This is a genomic window from Xanthomonas sp. D-99, assembly GCF_017746145.1.
Taxonomy (GTDB): domain Bacteria; phylum Pseudomonadota; class Gammaproteobacteria; order Xanthomonadales; family Xanthomonadaceae; genus Xanthomonas; species Xanthomonas cissicola.
The window spans coordinates 20,030-39,976 of sequence record NZ_JAGHWU010000043.1; the positions used below are offsets into that span (position 1 = coordinate 20,030).

A 19,947-nucleotide genomic window follows, 5' to 3' on the forward strand; every position below is an offset into this window, starting at 1 on the left:
CGAGCGTCCTCAGCCTAGCCGCAACGCTGCGCAATGCCCCGTGCGCCGGCACGCCCCACATCGCGCCGCTGCCGGCCTGTTACCCAGCGCCTGGCTGGCGCATGCCTGCGCCGCCCGGCTTCTGGAAGCCCACCTGGAGCGTGTCATGTGCTTTGAGGTGAGTGCGAAGCGTCCTGTGGCGCGTCGAGACAAGCCGTGCGCTGCGGCCCCGCCGCCTGGGCAAGGCGCGCAACGCGGTATCGGCGCGCACAGGGCGCTTTCCGGAGGGTCGGCGGCCAACGCATCTCATCTCAACGTGCATAACACGCTCTAAGCGGCCTGCGCGCAGGGCATTGACCAAGCCGACTCAGGCGCGCAGACTGCGCCGCGCCATCGCCCGGATCACCGGTCGGTACGCACCTTTGGAGCCCTTACCCATGTCCAGCGACAGTCACCCTAGACCCGGGTCGATGACCCAGCTGGCGCGCGCCTGAGGCCCAGGTTCGCCGGCTGTCATCGACGACGGTCGTCACCAGGCGAACCACCATGTACGATCCAACCCTGCGCCTTGCCGAAGGCGTCGATGCACTGACCGCACCCCTGGCCGAGCTCAACACGGCCGATGCAGTGGAATATCTCAACACCCTCGACCGCGACGAAGCGGCGCAGGTGCTGGCCGCGTTGCCTTTGCTGCGTGCGGTGAAATTGCTCGAACAGCCGGAGCTGCGCGATGCCAGCACGCTGGTGGCGTCGCTGCCGGCCGAGCAGGCCGCCTCGCTGCTTGGGCAGATGGCCGACGACCGCGCCACCGATATCTTCCATGGCCTGGATGCCGAGCAGCGCCAGCCGCTGCTGTGGTTGCTCAGTGCCGAGGCGCGGCTGTCGATCCAGGCGCTGATGCGCTACCCGCCCAACACCGCCGGCGCGCTGATGACCACCGAGTTCGTGGCCGTGCCGTCGGACTGGACGGTCGGCCGCACCCTGCAGCACATCCGCGAGGTGGAGCGCAGCCGCGAGACGGTGTATGCGATTTATCTGCTCGACCCGCACACCCGCGTGCTGCAGCAGGTGGTGACCATGCGTCGCCTGATCACCGGCGCGCCGGAGGCGCCGATCCTGGACGTGGCGCAGGTCAATCCCCCGGTCACCGTGGACCCGGCACTGGACCAGGAAGAAGTGGCGCGGCTGATCCGTCGCCACGACCTGCTGGCGATCCCGGTGGTGGATGCGCGCGGCCACGTGCTCGGCATCGTCACCGTGGACGATGTGCTCGACGCGCTCATCGCCGAATCCACCGAAGACGTGCACAAGTTCGGCGGCATGGAAGCGCTGGACAAGCCGTACATGCAGATTGGTTTCGGCCAGATGATCAAGAAACGCGCCGGCTGGTTGAGCGTGCTGTTTCTGGGCGAAATGCTCACCGCCAGCGCCATGCAGCACTTCGAGGACGAGCTGTCCAAGGCGGTGGTGCTGACCTTGTTCATTCCACTGATCATGAGCTCGGGCGGCAACTCCGGCTCGCAGGCCACCTCGCTGCTGATCCGCTCGCTGGCGCTGCGCGAAATCCGCCTGCGCGATTGGTGGAAGGTGGCGCTGCGCGAACTGCCCACCGGCCTGACCCTGGGCGCGATCCTGGGCGTGCTGGCGATCGTGCGCATCACCATCTGGCAGACCGCCGGCCTGTACGACTATGGCCCGCACTGGCAGATGGTGGCGCTGACCATCGGCGCGGCGCTGATCGGCATCGTCACCTTCGGTTCGCTGTCCGGCTCGATGCTGCCATTCGTGCTGCAACGCTTCGGGTTCGACCCGGCCAGCGCCTCGGCGCCGTTCGTCGCCACGCTGGTGGATGTCACCGGGCTGGTGATTTATTTCAGCATCGCTGCGCTGATCTTGAGCGGCACGCTGTTATAGAGGCATCGCGCCCAGGTAATCACGGATGCATGCATGTGCGCATGCATCCGTCACCCCATGCCCTGAAACGCCAGTGCGTGTACCGTAGTGCGATGGCATTCGCGTCCCCCGTCCGATGAGTACGTACCACCTGCAGCAGGTCTTTCGTCCCGGCACCGTGGCGGTGGTGGGGGGCAGCCCGCGTGATCGTTCGGCCGGGCGGGCGGTGGTGCGTAACCTGCGCGCGGCCGGGTTTCCCGGCCAGATCGGCTGGGTGAGCCCGCGCTATAGCGAGATCGACGGCGTGCGCACGGTGGCGCGGCTGACCGATCTGCCGTGGGTGCCCGACCTGGTGGTGATCACCGCGCCGGCGCGTATCGTGCCGCGCATCGTCTCCATCGCCGCGCGGCGTGGTGTGGCCGCGGCGATCATCTTGACTGCCGGTCTGGGCAGCGGCCCCGGCTCGCCGGCCGCACGCATGGAAGCGGCCGCGCGCGCCAAAGGCATGCGCATCCTCGGCCCGCACTGCCTGGGCGTGATCGCCCCGCATGCGCGACTCAACGCCAGCATCGCCGCGCATTGCCCGCAGGCCGGCGATCTGGCGTTGATTTCCGAATCCAGCGCCATTGCCGCCGCGCTGGTGGAGTGGGGGGTGGCGCGCTCGGTCGGGTTTTCGGCGGTGGTGTCGCTGGGCGATACGCTGGATGTGGATTTCGGCGATCTGCTCGACTACTTCGCCACCGACTACCGCACCCGCGCGATTTTGCTGTACGTCGAACGCATCGGCGATGCGCGCAAGTTCATGTCGGCCGCACGTGCCGCCGCGCGTGCCAAGCCCGTTGTGGTGGTCAAATCCGGCCGCCAGTACCGCATCAATCCCAATGCCGACACCCACGCGCAGGCGCTGGCCGGCTCGGATGCGGTCTACGGCGCCGCGTTCGCGCGTGCGGGATTGTTGCGGGTGGGCGCGCTGGACGAGCTGTTCGCCGCCGCCGAAACCCTGGGTCGGCTCGGCAGTTTCCCGGGCCGGCGCCTGGCCATTCTGAGCAACGGCGGCGGGGTGGGGCAACTGGCGGTGGACCAGCTGGTGTTGCGTGGCGGCACCCTGGCCGAGTTGTCGCCCAAGACGCTGGAAAGACTCGATCAATCGCTGCCGGAAGGCTGGTCGCGCAGCAACCCGGTCGACATCATTGTCGACGCCGACGGCGCGCGCTATGCCGCAGCGATCGAGGCGCTGCTGGACGATGCGGAGAACGACGCGCTGCTGGTGGTCAACGTGCCCACCGCGTTCACCTCCTCGGCCGATGCGGCCAAGGCGTTGACCCGCGCGCTGGACCAGCGCAACCGCTACCAGCGCGACAAACCGGTGTTTGCGGTGTGGCTGGGCCAGGACGATGCGGCGATCGCCGCGCTCAACGCCGCACGCGTGCCCACCTATGCCACCGAATCGGACGCGGTGCGCGGCTTCACCCACCTGGTGCGCTACCGCGAGGCGCAGGCGGCGCTGATGGAGACCCCGCCCAGCCTGCCGGAAGACTTCGTCGTGGATGCCGGCATCGCGCGGACGCTGGTGGAAGAGGCCCTGGCGGCCGGCCGGCGCTGGCTGGATCCGGTCGCCACCAACCGCCTGCTGGCCGCCTACGGCATCCCGATCGTGCCGCTGCAGGTGGCCGCCACCGCCAACGAGGCCGCATTGCTGGCCGACCCGTTACTGGCCGTCGGCCGCACCGTGACATTGAAAGTGTTGTCCAGCGAAATCGCGCACAAGTCCGATGTGGATGGCGTGCGCCTGAACCTGTCCAGCGTGGCGGCGGTGCGCGAAGCGGCCACCGGCATCCTGGCGCGGGCGCGCGCCGCGCATCTCCATGCAGTGATCGAAGGGGTGATCGTGCAGCCCACGGTGCTGCGGCCCAAGGCGCGCGAACTGATCGCCGGCATCGCCGACGACCCGGTGTTCGGCCCGGCGATCGTGTTCGGGCGCGGCGGCACCGCGGTGGAGGTCATCAACGACCGCGAGCTTGCCCTGCCGCCGCTGGACCTGCGCCTGGCCCACGAGCTGATCGGCCGCACCCGCGTCTCGCGCATCCTCAAGGCCTACCGCGACGTGCCGGCCGCCGACGAGCGTGCAGTGGCGCTGGTACTGGTCAAGCTGGCGCAGCTGGCCGCCGACATCCCCGAAATCACCGAGCTGGACATCAACCCGCTGCTGGCCGACCGCGATGGCGTGATCGCGCTGGACGCCCGCGTGGCGGTGGCGCCAGCGCGCAAGCTGCACAAGGGCCGCGGCCATCCGCGCTTTGCGATCTTCCCGTACCCCAAGGAATGGGAGCGCCAGATCGGCCTGGGCGATGGCACCCATGCGCTGGTGCGCCCGGTGCGCCCGGAAGACGACGCGCTGTTCCGCGCCTTCTTCGCCCGCGTCACCGACGAAGACCTGCGCCTGCGCTTCTTCCAGTCGGTGAAGCATTTCAGCCACGAATTCATCGCCCGGCTGACCCAGCTCGATTACGCCCGCTCCATCGCGCTGGTGGCCATCGACCCCAAGACCGGCGACATGCTCGGCGCAGTGCGCCTGCACGCCGACGCTGATTACCAGCGCGGCGAGTACGGCATCCTGATCCGCTCGGACCTCAAGGGCCACGGCATCGGCTGGCAGCTGATGCGCATCATGATCGAGTACGCGCGCTGGCTGGGCCTCAAACAAATCGAAGGTCAGGTGCTGCGCGAGAACCGCACCATGCTGGCGATGTGCCAGAGCCTGGGCTTTGGCGTGCGCCCGGATCCGGACGATGCAACCCTGATGGCGGTGACACTCCCTATAATGGGCGAGCCGCGCCCGGCCTGACGTTGCGTCACGCCGCGGTCCCCCATCCTCCACCGCACGCCGGACTGCCAGGCTTCGCCCTGGCCCATTGCTCCGGCTGTCGTCTCGGCCCGCCTGGGAGTGTCAATGTTTCGCGATTTCAGAATGTCGTTGTTGGTCGCCGCCATCTGCCTGGGCCTGGCTGCGTGGTGGGGTCACACCTCATCGATGGGGATCTGGCAGGCGCTGTGGCTGTGCCTGGTGTTGAGCGTGCTGGAAGTGTCGTTGTCGTTCGACAACGCAGTGGTCAACGCCGGCGTGCTCAAGCACATGAACGCGTTCTGGCAAAAATTGTTCCTGACCGTGGGCATCCTGATCGCCGTGTTCGGCATGCGCCTGGTGTTCCCGATCGTGATCGTGTCGGTGGCCACCGGCATGGGCCTGGTGCCGGTGATGCAGATGGCGCTGAAGGAGCCGGACCGCTACAGCCAGGTGCTGACCGATAACTACCCGTCCATCGCCGCCTTCGGGGGCATGTTCCTGCTGCTGGTGTTCCTGAATTTCCTGTTCGACCAGGAGCGCAAGCTGCACTGGCTGGGCCCGGTGGAGCGGCTGGTCGGCAAGTTGGGCAAGGCCGATGCGATGTCGGTGATCGTGGCGGTGTCGGTGCTGCTGGGCACCAAGCTGTTCCTGCCGGACGGCATCTTCCAGAGCGTGCTGTTCGCAGGCCTGGGCGGCATCCTGCTGTATCTGCTGGTCGGCAGCGTGGATGCGTTGTTCGAGGCCGAAGAGAGCGAAGACGGCAGCATGGGCCCGGCCAAGCGTTCGGGCATCGCCGCCTTCCTGTATCTGGAAGTGCTGGACGCCTCGTTCTCGTTCGATGGCGTGATCGGCGCCTTCGCCATCACCCGCGACGTGGTGATCATCATGCTGGGCCTGGCGATCGGCGCGATGTTCGTGCGCTCGATGACGGTCTACCTGGTGCACAAGGGCACCCTGGACGAATTCGTGTTCCTGGAGCACGGCGCGCATTACGCCATCGGCGTGCTGGCGATCATCATGCTGGTGGGCACGGTCTACCACGTGCCGGAGGTGCTGACCGGCCTGATCGGCGTGGCCTTCATCGCCGCCTCGGTGTGGTCGTCGATCCGCTACCGCAAGCGTCACCACATCGGGCCGACCGAGATCTGAGCGATCACCGGCGAGCTTGCGCGGTCGCTGATCGGCTGGCGGGCGCGTGGGCGCCCAGCAAAAAAACGCTACCGATAGCACGCCTGGTGTCGACGGCGGGTGAGTGTGGCGAGCGAATCAGGACCCTCCCGACTTGACCTGCGCAGTCGGATTCGTCCTCCCGCCGCGCGAGGCGACCGCTCGTCAGCGCAGCCCGTTGTGCCGCAAGGCTCGGCGCAATTTGGGCACATTTGGTGTTGACCCCCTGGGGGTACCCCACTATCTTGGGGTTCGGTGGTGACCGCCCCCAAGTGGCACCGATGAGACGAAGGCGATGCGCAAGTGCGACATTGCCTGTGGCTCCCATCTCAGCGACCTGTACGCGCCCCGGCATTGCCGCGGTCGCTTCCGGCCCGATGACGGCAGCGCGTTGCCACCGAACACCATCATGCGACAGCACACCGCGTGATGGCGACCGTGGGAGTTCAGGGAAATTGGTGGTGATGCCGCCGCAGGCCATGGCCTGCGCGCTGTGCGTCCTGTGTCGCCAATGCACCGTGGACGCCGCTCGGTCGTTGCCTGCTCCGGCAGGTTCGTGTGCCTACGCATGGAGGACGCATGACCACCAACGACACCCTTTCCGCGATCGCCGCCGGTACCGCAATACCCACCAGCGTTCCCGCCAGCGTTGCCGCGCCCGCCTGCGGCGCGCCGGAATTGACCGACCCGTCGGACATCGTGCCGCCTCCCCGCCAAGCCATTGCAATGCACGCACAGACCATCGAAGAACAAAACGTCTCCACCTGGATCACGAAAGAAGCGGGCAATCGCAAGATTCCGTTCGAGCCGGAGCGCCTGGAGCGCGCCATCGACCAGATCCATGCCGAGTTCCCGCAGCTGGACGTGGCCGACTACAAGCGCTCGGTGTTCGGGTTCGTCGAGCGCAAGGACAGCGTCAACGCCGACGACCTGGTCGACCACTTGATCCGCGAGGCCGAAGCCCGCGTCGATCTGACCACCCCGGAGTGGGAGCACTTCGCTGCGCGTCTGTACCTGCGCCGCCTGTACAAGCGCGCCAGCCGCAACCGTTTCTACGACGCCAGCCAGAAGTACGGCTCGTTCGTCGGCCTGCAGGAAAGCCTGGCCGACCGCAATGTCTATTCCAACGACATCCTGCGCCGCTACTCCAAGGACGAGCTGATCGAAGCCGGCAAGATGATCGAGCCCGAGCGCGACAAGCTGTTCGCCTACAACGGCCTGTACCTGCTGGCGACGCGTTACCTGGCCACCGATAGCTCGCGCGGCGTGTTCGAACTGCCGCAGGAGCGCTGGCTGACCATCGCGCTGTACCTGATGCAGGACGAGATCGGCACCGGCAAGGGCAGCCGCGAGCGCCGCATGCAGCTGGTCGGCGAGGCCTACTGGGCGCTGTCCAACCTGTACATGACGGTGGCCACCCCGACGCTGGCCAATGCCGGCAAGGTCGGCGGCCAGCTCTCGAGCTGCTTCATCGACACCGTCGACGACAGCCTGCAGGGCATCTACGACTCCAATACCGACGTGGCGCGCGTGTCCAAGCACGGCGGCGGCGTCGGCGCGTACCTGGGTTATGTGCGTTCGTCGGGTTCGGCGATCCGTGGCGTGTCCAATTCGTCCGGCGGCGTGGTGCCGTGGATCAAGCAGCTCAACAACACCGCCGTGTCGGTGGACCAGCTGGGCCAGCGCAAGGGCGCCATCGCGGTCTACCTGGACATCTTCCATCGCGACATCGAAGCGTTCCTGGACCTGCGCCTGAACAACGGCGACCAGCGCCTGCGCGCGCACGACGTGTTCACCTCGGTGTGCATCCCCGACCTGTTCATGGAAGCGGTCGAGCGCCGCGGCGACTGGTACCTGTTCGACCCGCACGAAGTGAAGCGGATCAAGGGCTGGTACCTGCAGGATTTCTTCGATGAGAAGAAGGGCGACGCCAACGGCAGCTTCCGTCGCAAGTACGAAGAAGTCGTCGCCGACGAGCGCATCACGCGCAAGACCGTCAAGGCGATCGAGATCTTCAAGCGCATCATGGTCAGCCAGCTGGAAACCGGTAACCCGTTCATGTTCTATCGCGATGAAGTCAATCGCAAGAACCCGAACAAGCACGAGGGCATGGTCTATTCGTCCAACCTGTGCACCGAGATCCTGCAGAACATGAGCCCGACGCGGATGATGCAGGAGATCATCAGCGGCAATCAGATCGTCACCACCAAGAAGGCGGGCGATTTCGTCGTGTGCAACCTGTCCTCGATCAACCTGGGTCGCGCGATCACCGTGCAGGCCGACCAGGCCGATCTGCTGGGTGCCGACGTGCTGGAGCGCTTGATCCCGATCCAGGTGCGCATGCTCGACAACGTGATCGATCTGAACCAGTTGCCGGTGCCGCAGGCCACCATCACCAACCAGAAGTACCGCGCGATCGGTCTTGGCACCTTCGGTTGGCATCATCTGCTGGCGCAGAAGTCCATCCACTGGAATGCCAAGGAAGCCGAGGACTACAGCGACGAGCTGTACGAGCGCATCAACTACCTGACCATCCAGGCGAGCATGGAGCTGGCCAAGGAAAAGGGCACCTACAGCGTGTTCCGCGGCAGCGACTGGCACAACGGCGAGTACTTCCGTGCGCGCGACTACAACAGCCCGCAATGGCTGGAGCTGTCGGCGCAGGTGGCGGTCAATGGCGTGCGCAATGCCTGGATGCTGGCGGTTGCACCGAACATGAGCACCGCGCAGATCGCCGGTTCCACCGCCTCCATCGACCCGATCTACAGCGCGTTCTACTACGAAGAAAAGAAGGACTTCCGCCGTCCGGTTGCCGCTCCTGGCCTGTCGCTGGAGACCTGGCCGTACTACGAAAAGGGCGCCTACAAGGTCGACCAGTTCGCCAGCGTGCGCCAGAACGCGCGCCGCCAGCGGCACGTGGACCAGTCGATCAGCTTCAACTTCTATGTGCCCAGCACCATCCGTGCGAGCACGCTGCTGGACCTGCACATGACCGCCTGGCGCGAAGGGCTGAAGACCACGTACTACGTGCGCTCCAACGACATCGACATCAGTGAGTGCGAATGGTGCAGTAGCTAAGCGCATTCGCGCTTCGCTTCCACGGTTCGCGTCGCGAACCGTGGACCCTGCTTCACCAGCTCCCACACCCCGCGCCTTTGGCGCGCCCCCTGACTCAGGGGGCTTTCCTCCAGATCGATTTGTTGCGCCGTTGCTGTCTTGTACGCGCGACGCCTGAAACACGAGTAGAAACCCATGTCCGCAACACCGCTCGACCGCATCAAGATCCTTGAGCCGCGCAACCCGAACCGTTCGACCGGCATCATCAACGGTCAGACCTCGGGCATCCTCAACTGGAACGACATTCCGTACCCGTCCTTCTATCGGGCCTACAAGGAACTGTCGACCAACTTCTGGATCCCCGACGAGGTGGACATGAAGGGCGATGCGCGCCAGTACAACGAGCTGTCCGCGCGCGAAAAGAACGCCTACGATTCGATCATCGGCTTGCTGGCCACGCTGGATTCGCCGCAGACGCGTTTCATCTACAACGTGGCCGAATACATCACCGACCCGGCCGCGCATGCCAATGCCGCCATCATCGGCCAGCAGGAAGTGATCCATAACGAGAGCTACAGCTACGTGCTGGCCTCGATCACCGGCCTGGCCGACCAGAACCGCGTGTTCGAAATCGCGCGCACGCACCCGACCATCATCAAGCGCAATGCGCCGATCATGGGCGCCTACGAAGACTTCATGCGCGAGAAGACGGCCGAAACGCTGATCCGTTCGCTGATCCAGTCCTCGATCCTGGAAGGCATCAACTTCTACTCCGGCTTTGCGTATTTCTACAATCTGGTGCGCCAGAACCGCATGACCGGCACCGGCAAGATCATCAGCTTCATCAACCGCGACGAACTGGCGCATTCGAAGTTCATCAGCGAGCTCATTCGCGCCATCATCGGCGAGAACCAGGCGCTGCAGGGCGACCAGCTCACCGACTACGTGCACAAGGCCTTCGAACACGCGATCGACCTGGAAACCCAGTGGACCGCCGAAGTGCTGGACGGCATCGACGGCATCGACGTGGACGAGATGATCCGTTATGTGAAGTACCGCGCCAACAAGATGGCCGGCATGCTCGGCATCGAGAAGCTGTACGAAGGCGCCAACGACAACGTGATGCCGTGGATCAAGGCCTACGCCGACAACTTCACCGAGACCAAGACCGACTTCTTCGAAATGCGCAATGCGTCTTACAAGAAGACCAACTCGGATAACGGCTTCGACGATCTGTGAGGAGCCGGGATTTGGGATTTGGGATGCGTTGAAGCGCCGCGATTAGGCATTGGAGATTTGGGATTCGTCACAGCAGCACTGCGCTAAGACACATCGATCAAGGACTTTCAATGACGTACCAGTTGCGGCTTTTGCGAATCCCCAATCCCGACTCCCCAATCCCCGCCCCATGAACATCCTGCTCGCCCTGGCATCGTTGAGCGGCAACACACGCGATCTGGCGCGTGCGGTGGCGCTGCGCTGCGAAGCGGCCGGGCATGCGGTGACCTGGCTGGAAACCGACATGCAGCGGCTGGAGCAGGTGCCGCATGCGCCAGGGCAGTACGCGTTGTTTCTGCTTGGCAGTTGGACCGACAACGGCGGGCGTACGCCGGCAGAGATGAAGCGTTTCATCGTCGAGTTGGTCGACACGCTGGGCAAGCCGCCGCGCGTTGCCGTGTTCGGCACTGGCGAAACGCAGTGGGGCGAAGAGTATTTCTGCGGTGCGGTGCACCGTATCGCGCGCTTCTTCGACAGCCCGTTTCCCCGTTTGACCATCGAGCAGATGCCCCACGGCCAGCGCGACGCGCAGGCCATCGCCGCCTGGACCGACACGGTTCTGGCCCAATGCAAGAACGATCCCAATGCAGACCATTACCGTCACGTCGCCTGAGCACTACACCCAGACCCTGGCCGCGCATCCGCGCGCGCTGGTGGATTTCTACAAGGACAACTGCCCCGGCTGCCGCATGCTCGACATGTCGCTGGACAAGTTCGCCAACAGCGATGCCGCCAATGGCGTGGCCTTGTTGAAGGTCAAGCTGGAAGTGGTGGGCGAGGACTTCTTCCGCGACCTGGGCCTGCGCCAGACCCCGACCCTGGCGCTGTATCGCGATGGCGCGGAAGTGGCGCGTCTGCCCGGCTTCCAGTCGCCGGCGCAGGTGGAAGCGGCGGTCCGCAGCGGCCTGTGATGGCGACGGACGCCCGGTCGATGCAAGGTGCCCGGCAATGAACACCACGGTCACCATCGTCGCCTGGAGCTTCCTGCTGGCGGGGTTGGGCCTGTTGACCGGTGCGGCGCTGCTGCCGGATCAGGCGCGCTGGATCTTGTTGCTGCTGGGCGTGGTATTCGGCGGCGTGGGTGGCGGCATCCTCGGTTATCGCGTCTGGCATGCGCGCCGTGCTGCGTGGTTGCGCCGGCATGGCACGGTGGTGGAGGCGCGTTTTGTGTGCGTTGAACGCAATGCGTCTTTGCAGGTCAATGGCGTGCACCCGTTCCGTATCCTGGCCCATCGCCACGACCGCACGCACGACACCTTGACCGAGTATCGCAGCGATAATCTGTGGGTCGATCCGCAGCCGTTTATGGCCGATGGACAACTGCTGCGCGTCTTCGTCGATCCGCAGCGTCCATTGCGTTACCACCTGGACCTGAGCTTCCTGCCGACGCTGCGCAGCTGATCGGGTTGGCTTTCCTTCCTTCTGACGGCACTTCTTCATGACCAGTTCCACGCCCGTTGCACCGACCGAAGCCCGCATGGCCGAGATCGTGTTTCCCAATCACACCAATCATCTGGGCACGCTGTTCGGTGGGCAGGCGCTGGCGTGGATGGACAAGGCCGCGTTTCTCGCCGCCTCGCGCTATGCGCGCCGCACCGTGGTGACGGCGCGTTCGGATCAGGTGGATTTCAAGCTGCCGATCCGCCAGGGCCAGATGGTGGAAACCATCGCCCGCGTGGTCTTGGTGGGACGTAGCTCGATCACGGTGGAAGTGGAATTGATCGCCGAAGACCTGCTCAGCGGCGCGCGCGAGCTGTGCACGCGCGGGCAGTTCGTGATGATTGCGCTCGATGCCGATGGCAAGCCGACTGCGGTGCCGCCCTTGCCAGCGGCGGACTAACCGCAGCCGATAGCGACTGCACCGCCGCATGCGGGCGTGATCGGTGCTCGGTGCGGCATGTGTCACGTGGACACTGCGGTTCCTGCGCGTCATCCGCCCCACGTCTGACGACCGCTCGCTAGCTGCGCTGACCGCGCTTACTCCTGCACTTCGCGGTCTTCGCGCTTGGTTTCTTCCATCGCCTCCGGTTCCAGCTCTTCGGCGCTGCGATTGAGTTTGACGAACACGCCCCAGGCGATCAGCAGCAGTGCCGCGCATGAGCCGACGGCAGCGGCGTAGGGCAGCTTGGCCGGGTCGGCATGCATCAGCTCGAAGATCGACACCAGCGTCTCGATCGCCAGGGCAATCACGATCACCACGAAAAAGCGCGACAGATACCGCCGCACGCGCGTGGGGCCACTGACCTTGACGTCGCGCAGAATCTCTTCTTCGAAGATGGTCTGGCCCAGTTCGAGCGTGACCAGCGCCACCGTCAGCAGGCCCACAGCTTCAAGCACGACGTTGAAACGGTCGCGCACCACCATGTCGCCGCCGGGGGTGAAGCCGTGCCACAACTCCAGCCCGGCCATCGTCACCAGGCCCGCCGCACACAGCACGAAGAACGCCAGGATCACGAAATGACCGGCACGAAACAGGTGGCTGAGCGCTTTCATCAGGGGCGAGGCGGGCGATGGGAAGCAGAGCATCGTGTGCACCGCGTCGTTACAGCGCGAAGGCTGCGCCAAGCCGGCGCGCCCTCATCCGGCGCGTTGCGCCACCTTCTCCCGCGAGCGGGGGAAGGGATGTATTGGAAGTGGTGCCGAGGGTAGTCGCGCATTGATGCAACGGTAGTCACCGTTCCCCCAGGCAGCTTCCTTCTCCCGCCTGCGGGGGAAGGTGCCCGAAGGGCGGATGGGGGCTGGCGCGCAGCCACCGACCGCCGCCTGCCACCTTCTCAGCGGTGCCGCAGCACCTGATACGCCTGCAGGTGCACATTGGCGGCCATCAGCAGCGGGGCATTGCGGCCGGTCTCGCGCACGCGCGCCAGCATGTCGCCGACGATCTGCGCCGCTTCCACGTCCTGGCCGGCTTCCAGGTCGCGCAGCATCGAGGCCTTGAGCGGCGAATCCACCTGTAGCAGCGTCTGCAACGCGTTGGCGCGTGCGGGCTCGGGAATCGATTGCCCGGCCGCATCGGCGGCCCACAGGCATTCGTTGTACAGGCCGTTGATCAACGCACGGCCGTCGTCGGTGACCACGATCGCACCCACCGGCGCACGCATCATGCACGTGGCCGCGGCCAGCGCGGTGAGAAAGCTGTACTTGATCCATTGTTCCTGCGCGATCTTCTCGCTGGCCACATGGGTGATGTCGGCCTGCGCGCAGGCGGCGGCAAATGCCTGCACCCGCGCCGAATGCGCGTCACCGCTACGCTCGCCGAAGGTGATCGCTGCCGGCTTGCCCAGGTGCAGAATCTCGCCGTGCTCGCCCTTGGTGGCGCTGATGAAGCACAGCCCGCCCAGCACCCGCGCGGCGCCGAAGCGCTCGTCCAGGGCCGCGTAATGGCGCAGCCCGTTGAGGATGGGCAACACCGTGGTGTGCTCGCCCACCGCCGGCGCAATCGCGTCGATCGCGCTGTCCAGGTCGTAGGCCTTGCAGCTCAAGATCATCAGATCGAACGGCTGCTGCGCCACCAATGCCGGCAAGTCCTGCGCGGTGACATGCGCCACCTGCAGATCGGCATCGCCCAGCGGGCTGCGGATGCGCAAGCCGTCTGCCTGCAACTGCGCGGCACGCGCTTCGCGCACCAGGAAGGTGACGTCCACGCCGGCCTGCGCCAGGCGTCCGCCGAAATAGCCACCGGTGCCGCCGGCGCCCAGGATCAGGATGCGCACGGCCATCAGCTCCGCAGCCCCACACCCCGCCGCAGCAGCCACAAGGCCAGGGCGCTGAGCACGGCGACAAAGCCCAGCATCAGTGCGTAGGCCACCCAGATCGGCACATCCGAGCTACCGAGCAGGCCGTAGCGGAACGCGTTGACCATGTAGAAGATCGGGTTGGCATGCGTTGCGGCTTCGGCCCAGCCGGGCAGCAGTTTCACCGAATAGAACACGCCGCCCAGGTAGGTCAACGGGGTCAGGATGAAGGTGGGCACGATCGCCACGTCGTCGAACTTCTTGGCGTAGACCGCGTTGACGAACCCGGCCAGCGAGAAAATGGTCGCGCCCAGCAGCACCGTGGTCAGGGTGACGAATGGATGCGGGATCCGCACCGGAGTGAAGAACATCGCGATGATCAGCACGATCGCCCCGACCATCACCCCGCGCAGCACCGCGCCGGACACGTAGCCCCACAGGATCACCCAGTTGGGCATCGGGCTGACCAGCAGCTCTTCGACGTGGCGGCCGAACTTGGCACCGAAGAAGCTCGAAGAGATGTTGCCGTAGCTGTTCTGGATCACGCTCATCATCACCAGGCCCGGCACGATGAATTGCATGTAGCTGTAGCCGCCCATGTCGCCCACGCGCGAGCCGATCAGCCCGCCGAAGATCAAAAAGTACAGCGTCATGGTGATGGCCGGCGGCACCAGGGTCTGGCCCCAGATACGCAGGATGCGCTGCACTTCGCGGCGCACGATGGTGCCCAGCGCAATCCAGTTGCGTTGGCGGGGTGTGGCGGGCGTGGCGGACATCGACGGCTCCGAAGGACTCATGGGTGGCCTGCCGCGCGCGCGGGCGCCACTGCGGCAGGAGCCGGGGCGGCGACGGTCTCGCCGGGCCCGGTCAGACGAACGAACAACTCTTCCAGCCGGTTGCTCTTGGTGCGCATCGAGCGCACGCGGATACCGGCATCGCCCAGCGCGGCGAACACGCGGTTGAGGTCCATCGCGCGCGGCATGTCCAGATCCAGCGTGTGGCCGTCGATGGCGGTAAGCGTGGTGCCTTCGATCACCGGCAACTGCGCCGGCAGCTCACCGTCGATATCGAACAGGAAACCTTCCACGTCGAGCTTGGCCAGCAGTTCGCGCATCGGCCCCTGGGTCACGATCTGGCCGTGATTGATGATGGCCAGGTTGCGGCACAGGTGTTCGGCTTCTTCCAGGTAATGCGTGGTCAGGATGATCGTGGTGCCGGCGGCGTTGATGTCCTTGAGCACGCGCCACATGTCGCGGCGGATCTCGATATCCACACCGGCGGTGGGTTCGTCCAGGATCAGCAGGCGCGGCTGGGTCATCATGGCGCGGGCGATCATCAGCCGGCGCTTCATGCCGCCGGAGAGCGTGCGGCTCATCACCTGGGCCTTTTCCCACAGGTGCGCGCGGCGCAGTTCCACTTCGGCCAGCGCTTGCGCCTGGCTGCGCGGCATGCCGTAGAAACCGGCGTAATTGACCAGGATGTCGAAGGGTTTTTCGAACAGGTTGAAGTTGATTTCCTGCGGGACCAGGCCGATCAGGCGCATCGCATCGCTGCGGTGACGGACCAGGTCGGTACCGAACACTTCCACCTGTCCGCCGGACAGGTTCACCAGCGAGCTGATGATGCCGATCAAGGTGGACTTGCCCGCCCCGTTGGGGCCGAGCAAGGCGAAGAAATCGCCTGGCGCCACGTCCAGCGAGACGCCCTTGAGCGCCTGGGTGCCGTTGTCGTAGGTCTTGCGCAGATCGCACACGCGCAGGGCGGGCGCAGTGGGAGATGGGGAATTCAAGCCGGGTCCTTTGCGCCAGGGCGACGGCGCAGCGAGTTGCAGCCCGTTATTATAGAAGCCCGTTGGGGTTTGCCCCGATCACAGACTGTCCCAAATACGTTCGTGCCCGTTCAATTCCCCCTCAAGCTTGTCGACCGGCGCATGATTGCGCCCACCGTGGCCCACTGTCAGTTCGTCCGTGACGACGGGCAGCCGCTGGATTTCCAGCCCGGCCAGTTCATCCAGATCCATTTCGACTACGCCGATGGCACGCCGACCAAGCGCAGCTATTCGCTGGCGACCATCCACGATCATGCGCTGGGGCCGGGCGAGGCAGTGGAGATCGCGGTGAGCTTCGTGCCCGGCGGCTCGGCCACGGCCTTGTTCGAGGGCCTGGAAATTGGCGACCAGTTGCAGGCAAGCGGGCCCTACGGGCGCTTTTGCCTGCAGGCGGGCGATCACAACCAGCGTTACGTGCTGATCGCCACCGGCACCGGCGTCACCCCGTACCGCTCGATGCTGCCGCTGCTGGCCGAGGCAATCGCCACCCGCGGTGTGCAGGTGGTGTTGCTGCAGGGCGCACGCACCCCGGCCGAGTTGCTGTACGGCGACGACTTCCGCGCGTTTGCCGATGCGCATCCGCAGTTCCGCTACGTACCGTGCTTCTCGCGCGACGTGCCCGCCCAGCCGCACGCCGATGTGCGGCACGGCTACGTGCAGCAGCATCTGGCCGAGTTCGCGCCCGATGCCGCGCACGACATCGCCTACCTGTGCGGCAACCCGGACATGGTGGACACCTGCCTGGAAGCGCTCAAAGCCGCCGGCCTGCCGAGTGCGCAGATCCGCCGCGAGAAATACGTCAGCTCCACGCCGCCGAAGGTCTGAGGTGGCCTGCAGGCGGCGCGTCGATGCCGCCTGTGTCTGCAGGCGTGCTGCGGCCTGCAGCGTGTGATGCCAAGTTGCTGCGGTTTTAGCCGGCAGCGTCTAGAAGCGCCGGGCGCTGCAGCTCGACCGTGACATGCACCAGTTCCTCGTGAATCTGCAGTGCGTCACGCACCAGCTCCGCATCGATGTCGGCCGCAGTGACCAGACTGACGACGCAGGCATAACGCTCGCCGCCGACGCGCCAGACATGCAGGTCGGCGATGTCGATCGCATGCCCAAGCTCGGCGATGACCTGCTTCACTTCCGCCACCACCGGTGCGTCCATTTCCGCATCCAGCAACACGCGGCCGGTGCTGCGCAGCAACCCCCAGGCCCAGACGGTCACCAGCACAGCGCCGACGATGCCCATGATGGGATCCAGCCAGGTCACGCCCCAGTGCATGCCGGCAACCAGCGCCACGATCGCAAGCACCGAGGTCGCGGCATCGGCCACCACATGCAGATATGCCGCGCGCAGATTGAGATCGCTGTGCGCATCCTGGCGATGACCATGACCATGACCATGACCATGACCATGACCATGACCATGGCTGTCGTGTGTGTGCGCATGGCCGTGAGCCGGATGCGCGTGACCATGATGATGCCCGTGCGCGTGGCCATGTGCATGCGAATCGCGCAGCCACCACGCGCAAATCAGGTTTACCAGCAGGCCGATCACTGCGATGAGGGTGGCTTCCTGATACTGGATGGGCTTGGGCGTGAACAAGCGTTCCACCGACTGGAATGCCATCAGCCCGGCCACGCCCAGCAACAGGATCGCGCTGGTGTAACCGCCCAGCACTTCGACCTTCCACGTGCCGAAGGTGAAGCGCACATCGCCAGCATGCTGCCGCGCGAAGCGGTAGGCGAACAACGCCAGTCCCAGCGCCAGCGCGTGCGAGCTCATATGCCAGCCGTCGGCGAGCAGGGCCATGGAATTGAGCGTCCAACCGCCCACGATCTCCACCACCATCATGAGCACGGTCAGGATCACCGCCTTGCGGGTGCTGCGCTCGGCGAGCGGGTTGGCGCTGGCAAAGGTGTGCGACTGGGCGCAATGCGGCGCGGCGTGAGTGATCGACATCGGCGGTGGCTCTGGCTAAGGTACCCCCACAGGGTATCTTAAATACCCCTGGGGGGTATATATCGATGGCACATCTCAATCAGGACAAATCCAGACTGCTCGCGCGCGTGCGCAGGATCCGCGGGCAGGTGGAAGGACTGGAAAAGGCCTTGGTACAGGACGTGGACTGCACCGCGCTGCTGACCCAGGTCGCCGCGTTCCGCGGTGCGGCGCAAGGCTTAATGGTCGAGTTGCTCAGCGAGCATCTGAAGCATCATGTCGCCGCACCCGAGGCACCGGGCGAGCGTGAGCTGGCGGTGGATGACATCACCGCCATCCTCAAGACCTATCTCAAGTAAGCGCGGCCGACAGACAATTGCGCTCACTCTGGGCCGGTTGCGGTCCATGCGCGCGGCACGGCCTGCATGGGCGTGTCGCGCCCCGTCGTTCTAACGCGTGGCATCCCGACTTCTACGCTCAGCGCGCCGCCGGCTCCAGCGTCAGCAGCACCACATCGTTGCTGCGCATCGGCACGTTGATCTCGACCACGCCGTCGGCGCCCACGCGCACGCGGCGATCCTGCTCGGGGGCATCGCGCGTGGCCTGTTGCAGCTGCGTCAACTGACGCGGCGCCAGGTCATTGGGCATGCCCATGTCGATGTACAGCGACAACGGGTCGTTACGCCGATAGCCGGTCTTGCGCACCTGCAGCTGGTACGTGCCGGCAGGCACATGGGTCATGCGCACGCGCAGCGGCGCGCTGTCGGTGGCTGGCACCTGTTTGGTATAGAACGGCGTATTGCTCACTGCCTGCACCGGCTGCTGCCAATCCCACGCCAGCGCGGCCACACGCTTGCCGTCCACCGCGGCCAACGCATGCGTATCGCTGAGTGGTACATCGCGGCCCTTGAGTGCATTCAAGTATTTGTAGGCGAACCAGGCCGGCTTGCGAATGCCTTCGCGGTTCATCAGCCCGAATCCACCGTGGAATGGCGTCGGCGGTGGGCCGGGCTCTTCGAACAGATCGGTATAGGTCCAGTAACTCATGCCCTGCACCAGGCCTCGCACCTGTTTGAGCTTGGTCAGGATGTACGGCGCGCTGATGTAACTGTCGTGGACGAAATCGCGCGGCGTATAGCTGCTGCTCCACTCGGTGAAGTACAGCGGCAGGTCCGGGAACGGCGAGGCCTGGATCTGTGCGCGCACGCGTCGCACATCGCCGACGATGGCATCCGGCGATGCGGACAGCTTGGTGTCCTGCTTGCCGTTTTCATCGAGAAACCCGCCATCCACGCCATAGGTATGTGTCGTGACGAAATCGATCGGCAGCGTGTTCTTGGCGGCAAAGGCCAGTAACTCGGGTACCCAGGCGGCGCCTGCCGTCGATGGGCCGCCGACGCGCAATTGCGGGTCGATCGCCTTGATGGTGCGCGCCGTGTTCGCATACAGATCGAAGTAGGCCTGCTGGTCGGCGTTCTCCCAGAAATCCTTCAGATTGGGCTCGTTCCACACTTCGAAATACCACTGGCGCACTTCCTCGGCACCGTAGCGCGCGCGGATGTGGCGCACATACGCATCGATCAACTGCGTCCACTTGGCAGGATCCGGATGCGAGGTGTTGCCCTTCCAGTAGAACAACGTCTGCTCTGAGGTTTTCATCGCGCTTGGGGTGAAGCCCAATTCGACGAACGGGCGAATCCGCTTAGCCAGCAGCGCGTCGTACAACTGATCCAATTTGGTCCAGTCGTAGACCAGTTTGCCGTCTACCGTTTTGACGGTACCGAGCACGTCATGAAACACATCGTGGAAGCGGAGATAACGGAAGCCCAGCTCGTGGACCGCAGGCACCAGATGCGCCTGGGTATCGCTGCGGATTAGCGTGCCGGGGAAATCCGAGCCAACCGACAGGTCGTAGAAACGATCGACCGGCGCGCCAGCCGTGGCCAGATCCAGCTGGATCGTGCGCGGCGCTGCGTGCTGCGCCATGGCAGAGGTCGCTGCGCAGCACAGCGCTGCTGCCAACAAGACATTTGAACGCATCGTCGCTCCTGCTGAAGTTCGAGCCTGCAGCGTAACGCATGCGCGGCAGACCACTGCCGACATGCGGCGTGATGCAGCGAGGCCAGCAGCACAGCTGGGCAGCCGCCATGCGAACGCGGCCGCGGCTCGGCATCGGGATGTTCCGCGCGTAAGCTGCGGCGGCTGTGCGTCGTCTGTACCTACCAGCCGGCGTCCTGCG

The 19,947-nt window shown here is 65.3% G+C and carries 17 protein-coding genes; 11 read left to right on the forward strand and 6 right to left on the reverse strand.

Annotated features, from left to right (window positions below):
* Positions 1–525 precede the first annotated feature (525 nt).
* The 9 genes from mgtE to J7360_RS15185 all read left to right on the forward strand — a co-directional run bounded on the left by mgtE (position 526) and on the right by J7360_RS15185 (position 12,059).
* Entirely contained in the window at positions 526–1,893 is a 1,368-nt protein-coding gene (gene mgtE / locus J7360_RS15145; protein WP_007965104.1) for a magnesium transporter, read from the forward strand.
* 115 nt (positions 1,894–2,008) lie between these two features.
* Positions 2,009–4,717: a bifunctional acetate--CoA ligase family protein/GNAT family N-acetyltransferase gene (locus J7360_RS15150; RefSeq protein WP_057660744.1), complete on the forward strand. Its 2,709-nt coding sequence runs from the start codon at positions 2,009–2,011 to the stop codon at positions 4,715–4,717.
* A gap of 105 nt (positions 4,718–4,822) precedes the next feature.
* A complete protein-coding gene (locus tag J7360_RS15155; RefSeq protein ID WP_003487316.1) occupies positions 4,823–5,866 on the forward strand; it encodes a DUF475 domain-containing protein in 1,044 nt (347 codons plus the stop codon).
* Between the two features lie 597 nt (positions 5,867–6,463).
* Positions 6,464–8,962 carry a ribonucleoside-diphosphate reductase subunit alpha gene (locus J7360_RS15160; protein ID WP_007965098.1) on the forward strand — a complete coding sequence of 833 codons (2,499 nt, stop codon included), beginning with the start codon at positions 6,464–6,466 and terminating at the stop codon, positions 8,960–8,962.
* Between the two features lie 174 nt (positions 8,963–9,136).
* Positions 9,137–10,180, forward strand: coding sequence for a ribonucleotide-diphosphate reductase subunit beta (locus J7360_RS15165; protein ID WP_003487313.1), 1,044 nt, complete (start codon positions 9,137–9,139; stop codon positions 10,178–10,180).
* A gap of 169 nt (positions 10,181–10,349) precedes the next feature.
* A complete protein-coding gene (locus J7360_RS15170) occupies positions 10,350–10,832 on the forward strand; it encodes a flavodoxin (protein ID WP_057660737.1) in 483 nt (160 codons plus the stop codon).
* Positions 10,804–11,130 (forward strand): thioredoxin family protein, encoded by a 327-nt coding sequence (locus J7360_RS15175; protein WP_003487311.1) that lies wholly within the window; start codon positions 10,804–10,806, stop codon positions 11,128–11,130. The genes J7360_RS15170 and J7360_RS15175 overlap by 29 nt, the downstream gene beginning before the upstream one ends.
* A gap of 37 nt (positions 11,131–11,167) precedes the next feature.
* Positions 11,168–11,620, forward strand: a complete 453-nt coding sequence (locus tag J7360_RS15180; protein WP_057660733.1) for a hypothetical protein — start codon at positions 11,168–11,170, stop codon at positions 11,618–11,620.
* A gap of 37 nt (positions 11,621–11,657) precedes the next feature.
* Positions 11,658–12,059 (forward strand): acyl-CoA thioesterase, encoded by a 402-nt coding sequence (locus J7360_RS15185; RefSeq protein WP_003487309.1) that lies wholly within the window; start codon positions 11,658–11,660, stop codon positions 12,057–12,059.
* A 137-nt stretch (positions 12,060–12,196) separates the two neighbouring features.
* On the opposite strand, the gene J7360_RS15190 is transcribed toward J7360_RS15185, so the two are convergent.
* The 4 genes from J7360_RS15190 to J7360_RS15205 form a co-directional block, all read right to left on the reverse strand.
* Positions 12,197–12,712, reverse strand: coding sequence for a hypothetical protein (locus J7360_RS15190; protein ID WP_003487308.1), 516 nt, complete (start codon positions 12,710–12,712; stop codon positions 12,197–12,199).
* A gap of 281 nt (positions 12,713–12,993) precedes the next feature.
* Positions 12,994–13,938: a 2-dehydropantoate 2-reductase gene (gene panE, locus J7360_RS15195; protein ID WP_057660730.1), complete on the reverse strand. Its 945-nt coding sequence runs from the start codon at positions 13,936–13,938 to the stop codon at positions 12,994–12,996.
* On the reverse strand, positions 13,938–14,750 hold the full coding sequence (locus tag J7360_RS15200) for an ABC transporter permease (protein ID WP_172955879.1): 813 nt from the start codon (positions 14,748–14,750) through the stop codon (positions 13,938–13,940). Before J7360_RS15200 ends, panE begins: the two co-directional genes overlap by 1 nt.
* Positions 14,747–15,742 (reverse strand): ABC transporter ATP-binding protein, encoded by a 996-nt coding sequence (locus tag J7360_RS15205; protein WP_057660724.1) that lies wholly within the window; start codon positions 15,740–15,742, stop codon positions 14,747–14,749. The genes J7360_RS15200 and J7360_RS15205 overlap by 4 nt, the downstream gene beginning before the upstream one ends.
* Before the next feature lie 36 nt (positions 15,743–15,778).
* On the opposite strand from J7360_RS15205, the gene J7360_RS15210 reads away from it, so the two are divergent.
* Positions 15,779–16,606, forward strand: coding sequence for a ferredoxin--NADP reductase (locus J7360_RS15210; protein ID WP_161797553.1), 828 nt, complete (start codon positions 15,779–15,781; stop codon positions 16,604–16,606).
* An 85-nt stretch (positions 16,607–16,691) separates the two neighbouring features.
* Here J7360_RS15210 and dmeF read toward each other — a convergent pair whose 3' ends face one another.
* Positions 16,692–17,729, reverse strand: coding sequence for a CDF family Co(II)/Ni(II) efflux transporter DmeF (gene dmeF / locus J7360_RS15215; protein ID WP_209034175.1), 1,038 nt, complete (start codon positions 17,727–17,729; stop codon positions 16,692–16,694).
* 65 nt (positions 17,730–17,794) lie between these two features.
* Here dmeF and J7360_RS15220 point away from each other — a divergent pair, with 65 nt between their 5' ends.
* Positions 17,795–18,067, forward strand: coding sequence for a metal/formaldehyde-sensitive transcriptional repressor (locus J7360_RS15220; protein ID WP_022560260.1), 273 nt, complete (start codon positions 17,795–17,797; stop codon positions 18,065–18,067).
* A 118-nt stretch (positions 18,068–18,185) separates the two neighbouring features.
* Here J7360_RS15220 and J7360_RS15225 read toward each other — a convergent pair whose 3' ends face one another.
* The gene (locus tag J7360_RS15225; RefSeq protein ID WP_057660718.1) at positions 18,186–19,748 is read right to left on the reverse strand and encodes a beta-xylosidase; all 1,563 of its coding nucleotides are present in this window, start codon (positions 19,746–19,748) and stop codon (positions 18,186–18,188) included.
* Positions 19,749–19,947: the final 199 nt, after the last annotated feature.

Bases quoted from the DNA above. Each gene is read 5' to 3' on its own strand.
- J7360_RS15225 (WP_057660718.1), bottom strand. From the start codon at position 19,748: ATGCGTTCAAATGTCTTGTTGGCAGCAGCGCTGTGCTGCGCAGCGACC.
- J7360_RS15180 (WP_057660733.1), top strand. From the start codon at position 11,168: ATGAACACCACGGTCACCATCGTCGCCTGGAGCTTCCTGCTGGCGGGG.
- J7360_RS15170 (WP_057660737.1), top strand. From the start codon at position 10,350: ATGAACATCCTGCTCGCCCTGGCATCGTTGAGCGGCAACACACGCGAT.
- J7360_RS15175 (WP_003487311.1), top strand. From the start codon at position 10,804: ATGCAGACCATTACCGTCACGTCGCCTGAGCACTACACCCAGACCCTG.
- J7360_RS15190 (WP_003487308.1), bottom strand. From the start codon at position 12,712: ATGAAAGCGCTCAGCCACCTGTTTCGTGCCGGTCATTTCGTGATCCTG.
- mgtE (WP_007965104.1), top strand. From the start codon at position 526: ATGTACGATCCAACCCTGCGCCTTGCCGAAGGCGTCGATGCACTGACC.
- J7360_RS15200 (WP_172955879.1), bottom strand. From the start codon at position 14,750: ATGAGTCCTTCGGAGCCGTCGATGTCCGCCACGCCCGCCACACCCCGC.
- dmeF (WP_209034175.1), bottom strand. From the start codon at position 17,729: ATGTCGATCACTCACGCCGCGCCGCATTGCGCCCAGTCGCACACCTTT.
- J7360_RS15220 (WP_022560260.1), top strand. From the start codon at position 17,795: ATGGCACATCTCAATCAGGACAAATCCAGACTGCTCGCGCGCGTGCGC.
- J7360_RS15155 (WP_003487316.1), top strand. From the start codon at position 4,823: ATGTTTCGCGATTTCAGAATGTCGTTGTTGGTCGCCGCCATCTGCCTG.
- J7360_RS15185 (WP_003487309.1), top strand. From the start codon at position 11,658: ATGACCAGTTCCACGCCCGTTGCACCGACCGAAGCCCGCATGGCCGAG.
- J7360_RS15165 (WP_003487313.1), top strand. From the start codon at position 9,137: ATGTCCGCAACACCGCTCGACCGCATCAAGATCCTTGAGCCGCGCAAC.
- J7360_RS15150 (WP_057660744.1), top strand. From the start codon at position 2,009: ATGAGTACGTACCACCTGCAGCAGGTCTTTCGTCCCGGCACCGTGGCG.
- J7360_RS15160 (WP_007965098.1), top strand. From the start codon at position 6,464: ATGACCACCAACGACACCCTTTCCGCGATCGCCGCCGGTACCGCAATA.
- panE (WP_057660730.1), bottom strand. From the start codon at position 13,938: ATGGCCGTGCGCATCCTGATCCTGGGCGCCGGCGGCACCGGTGGCTAT.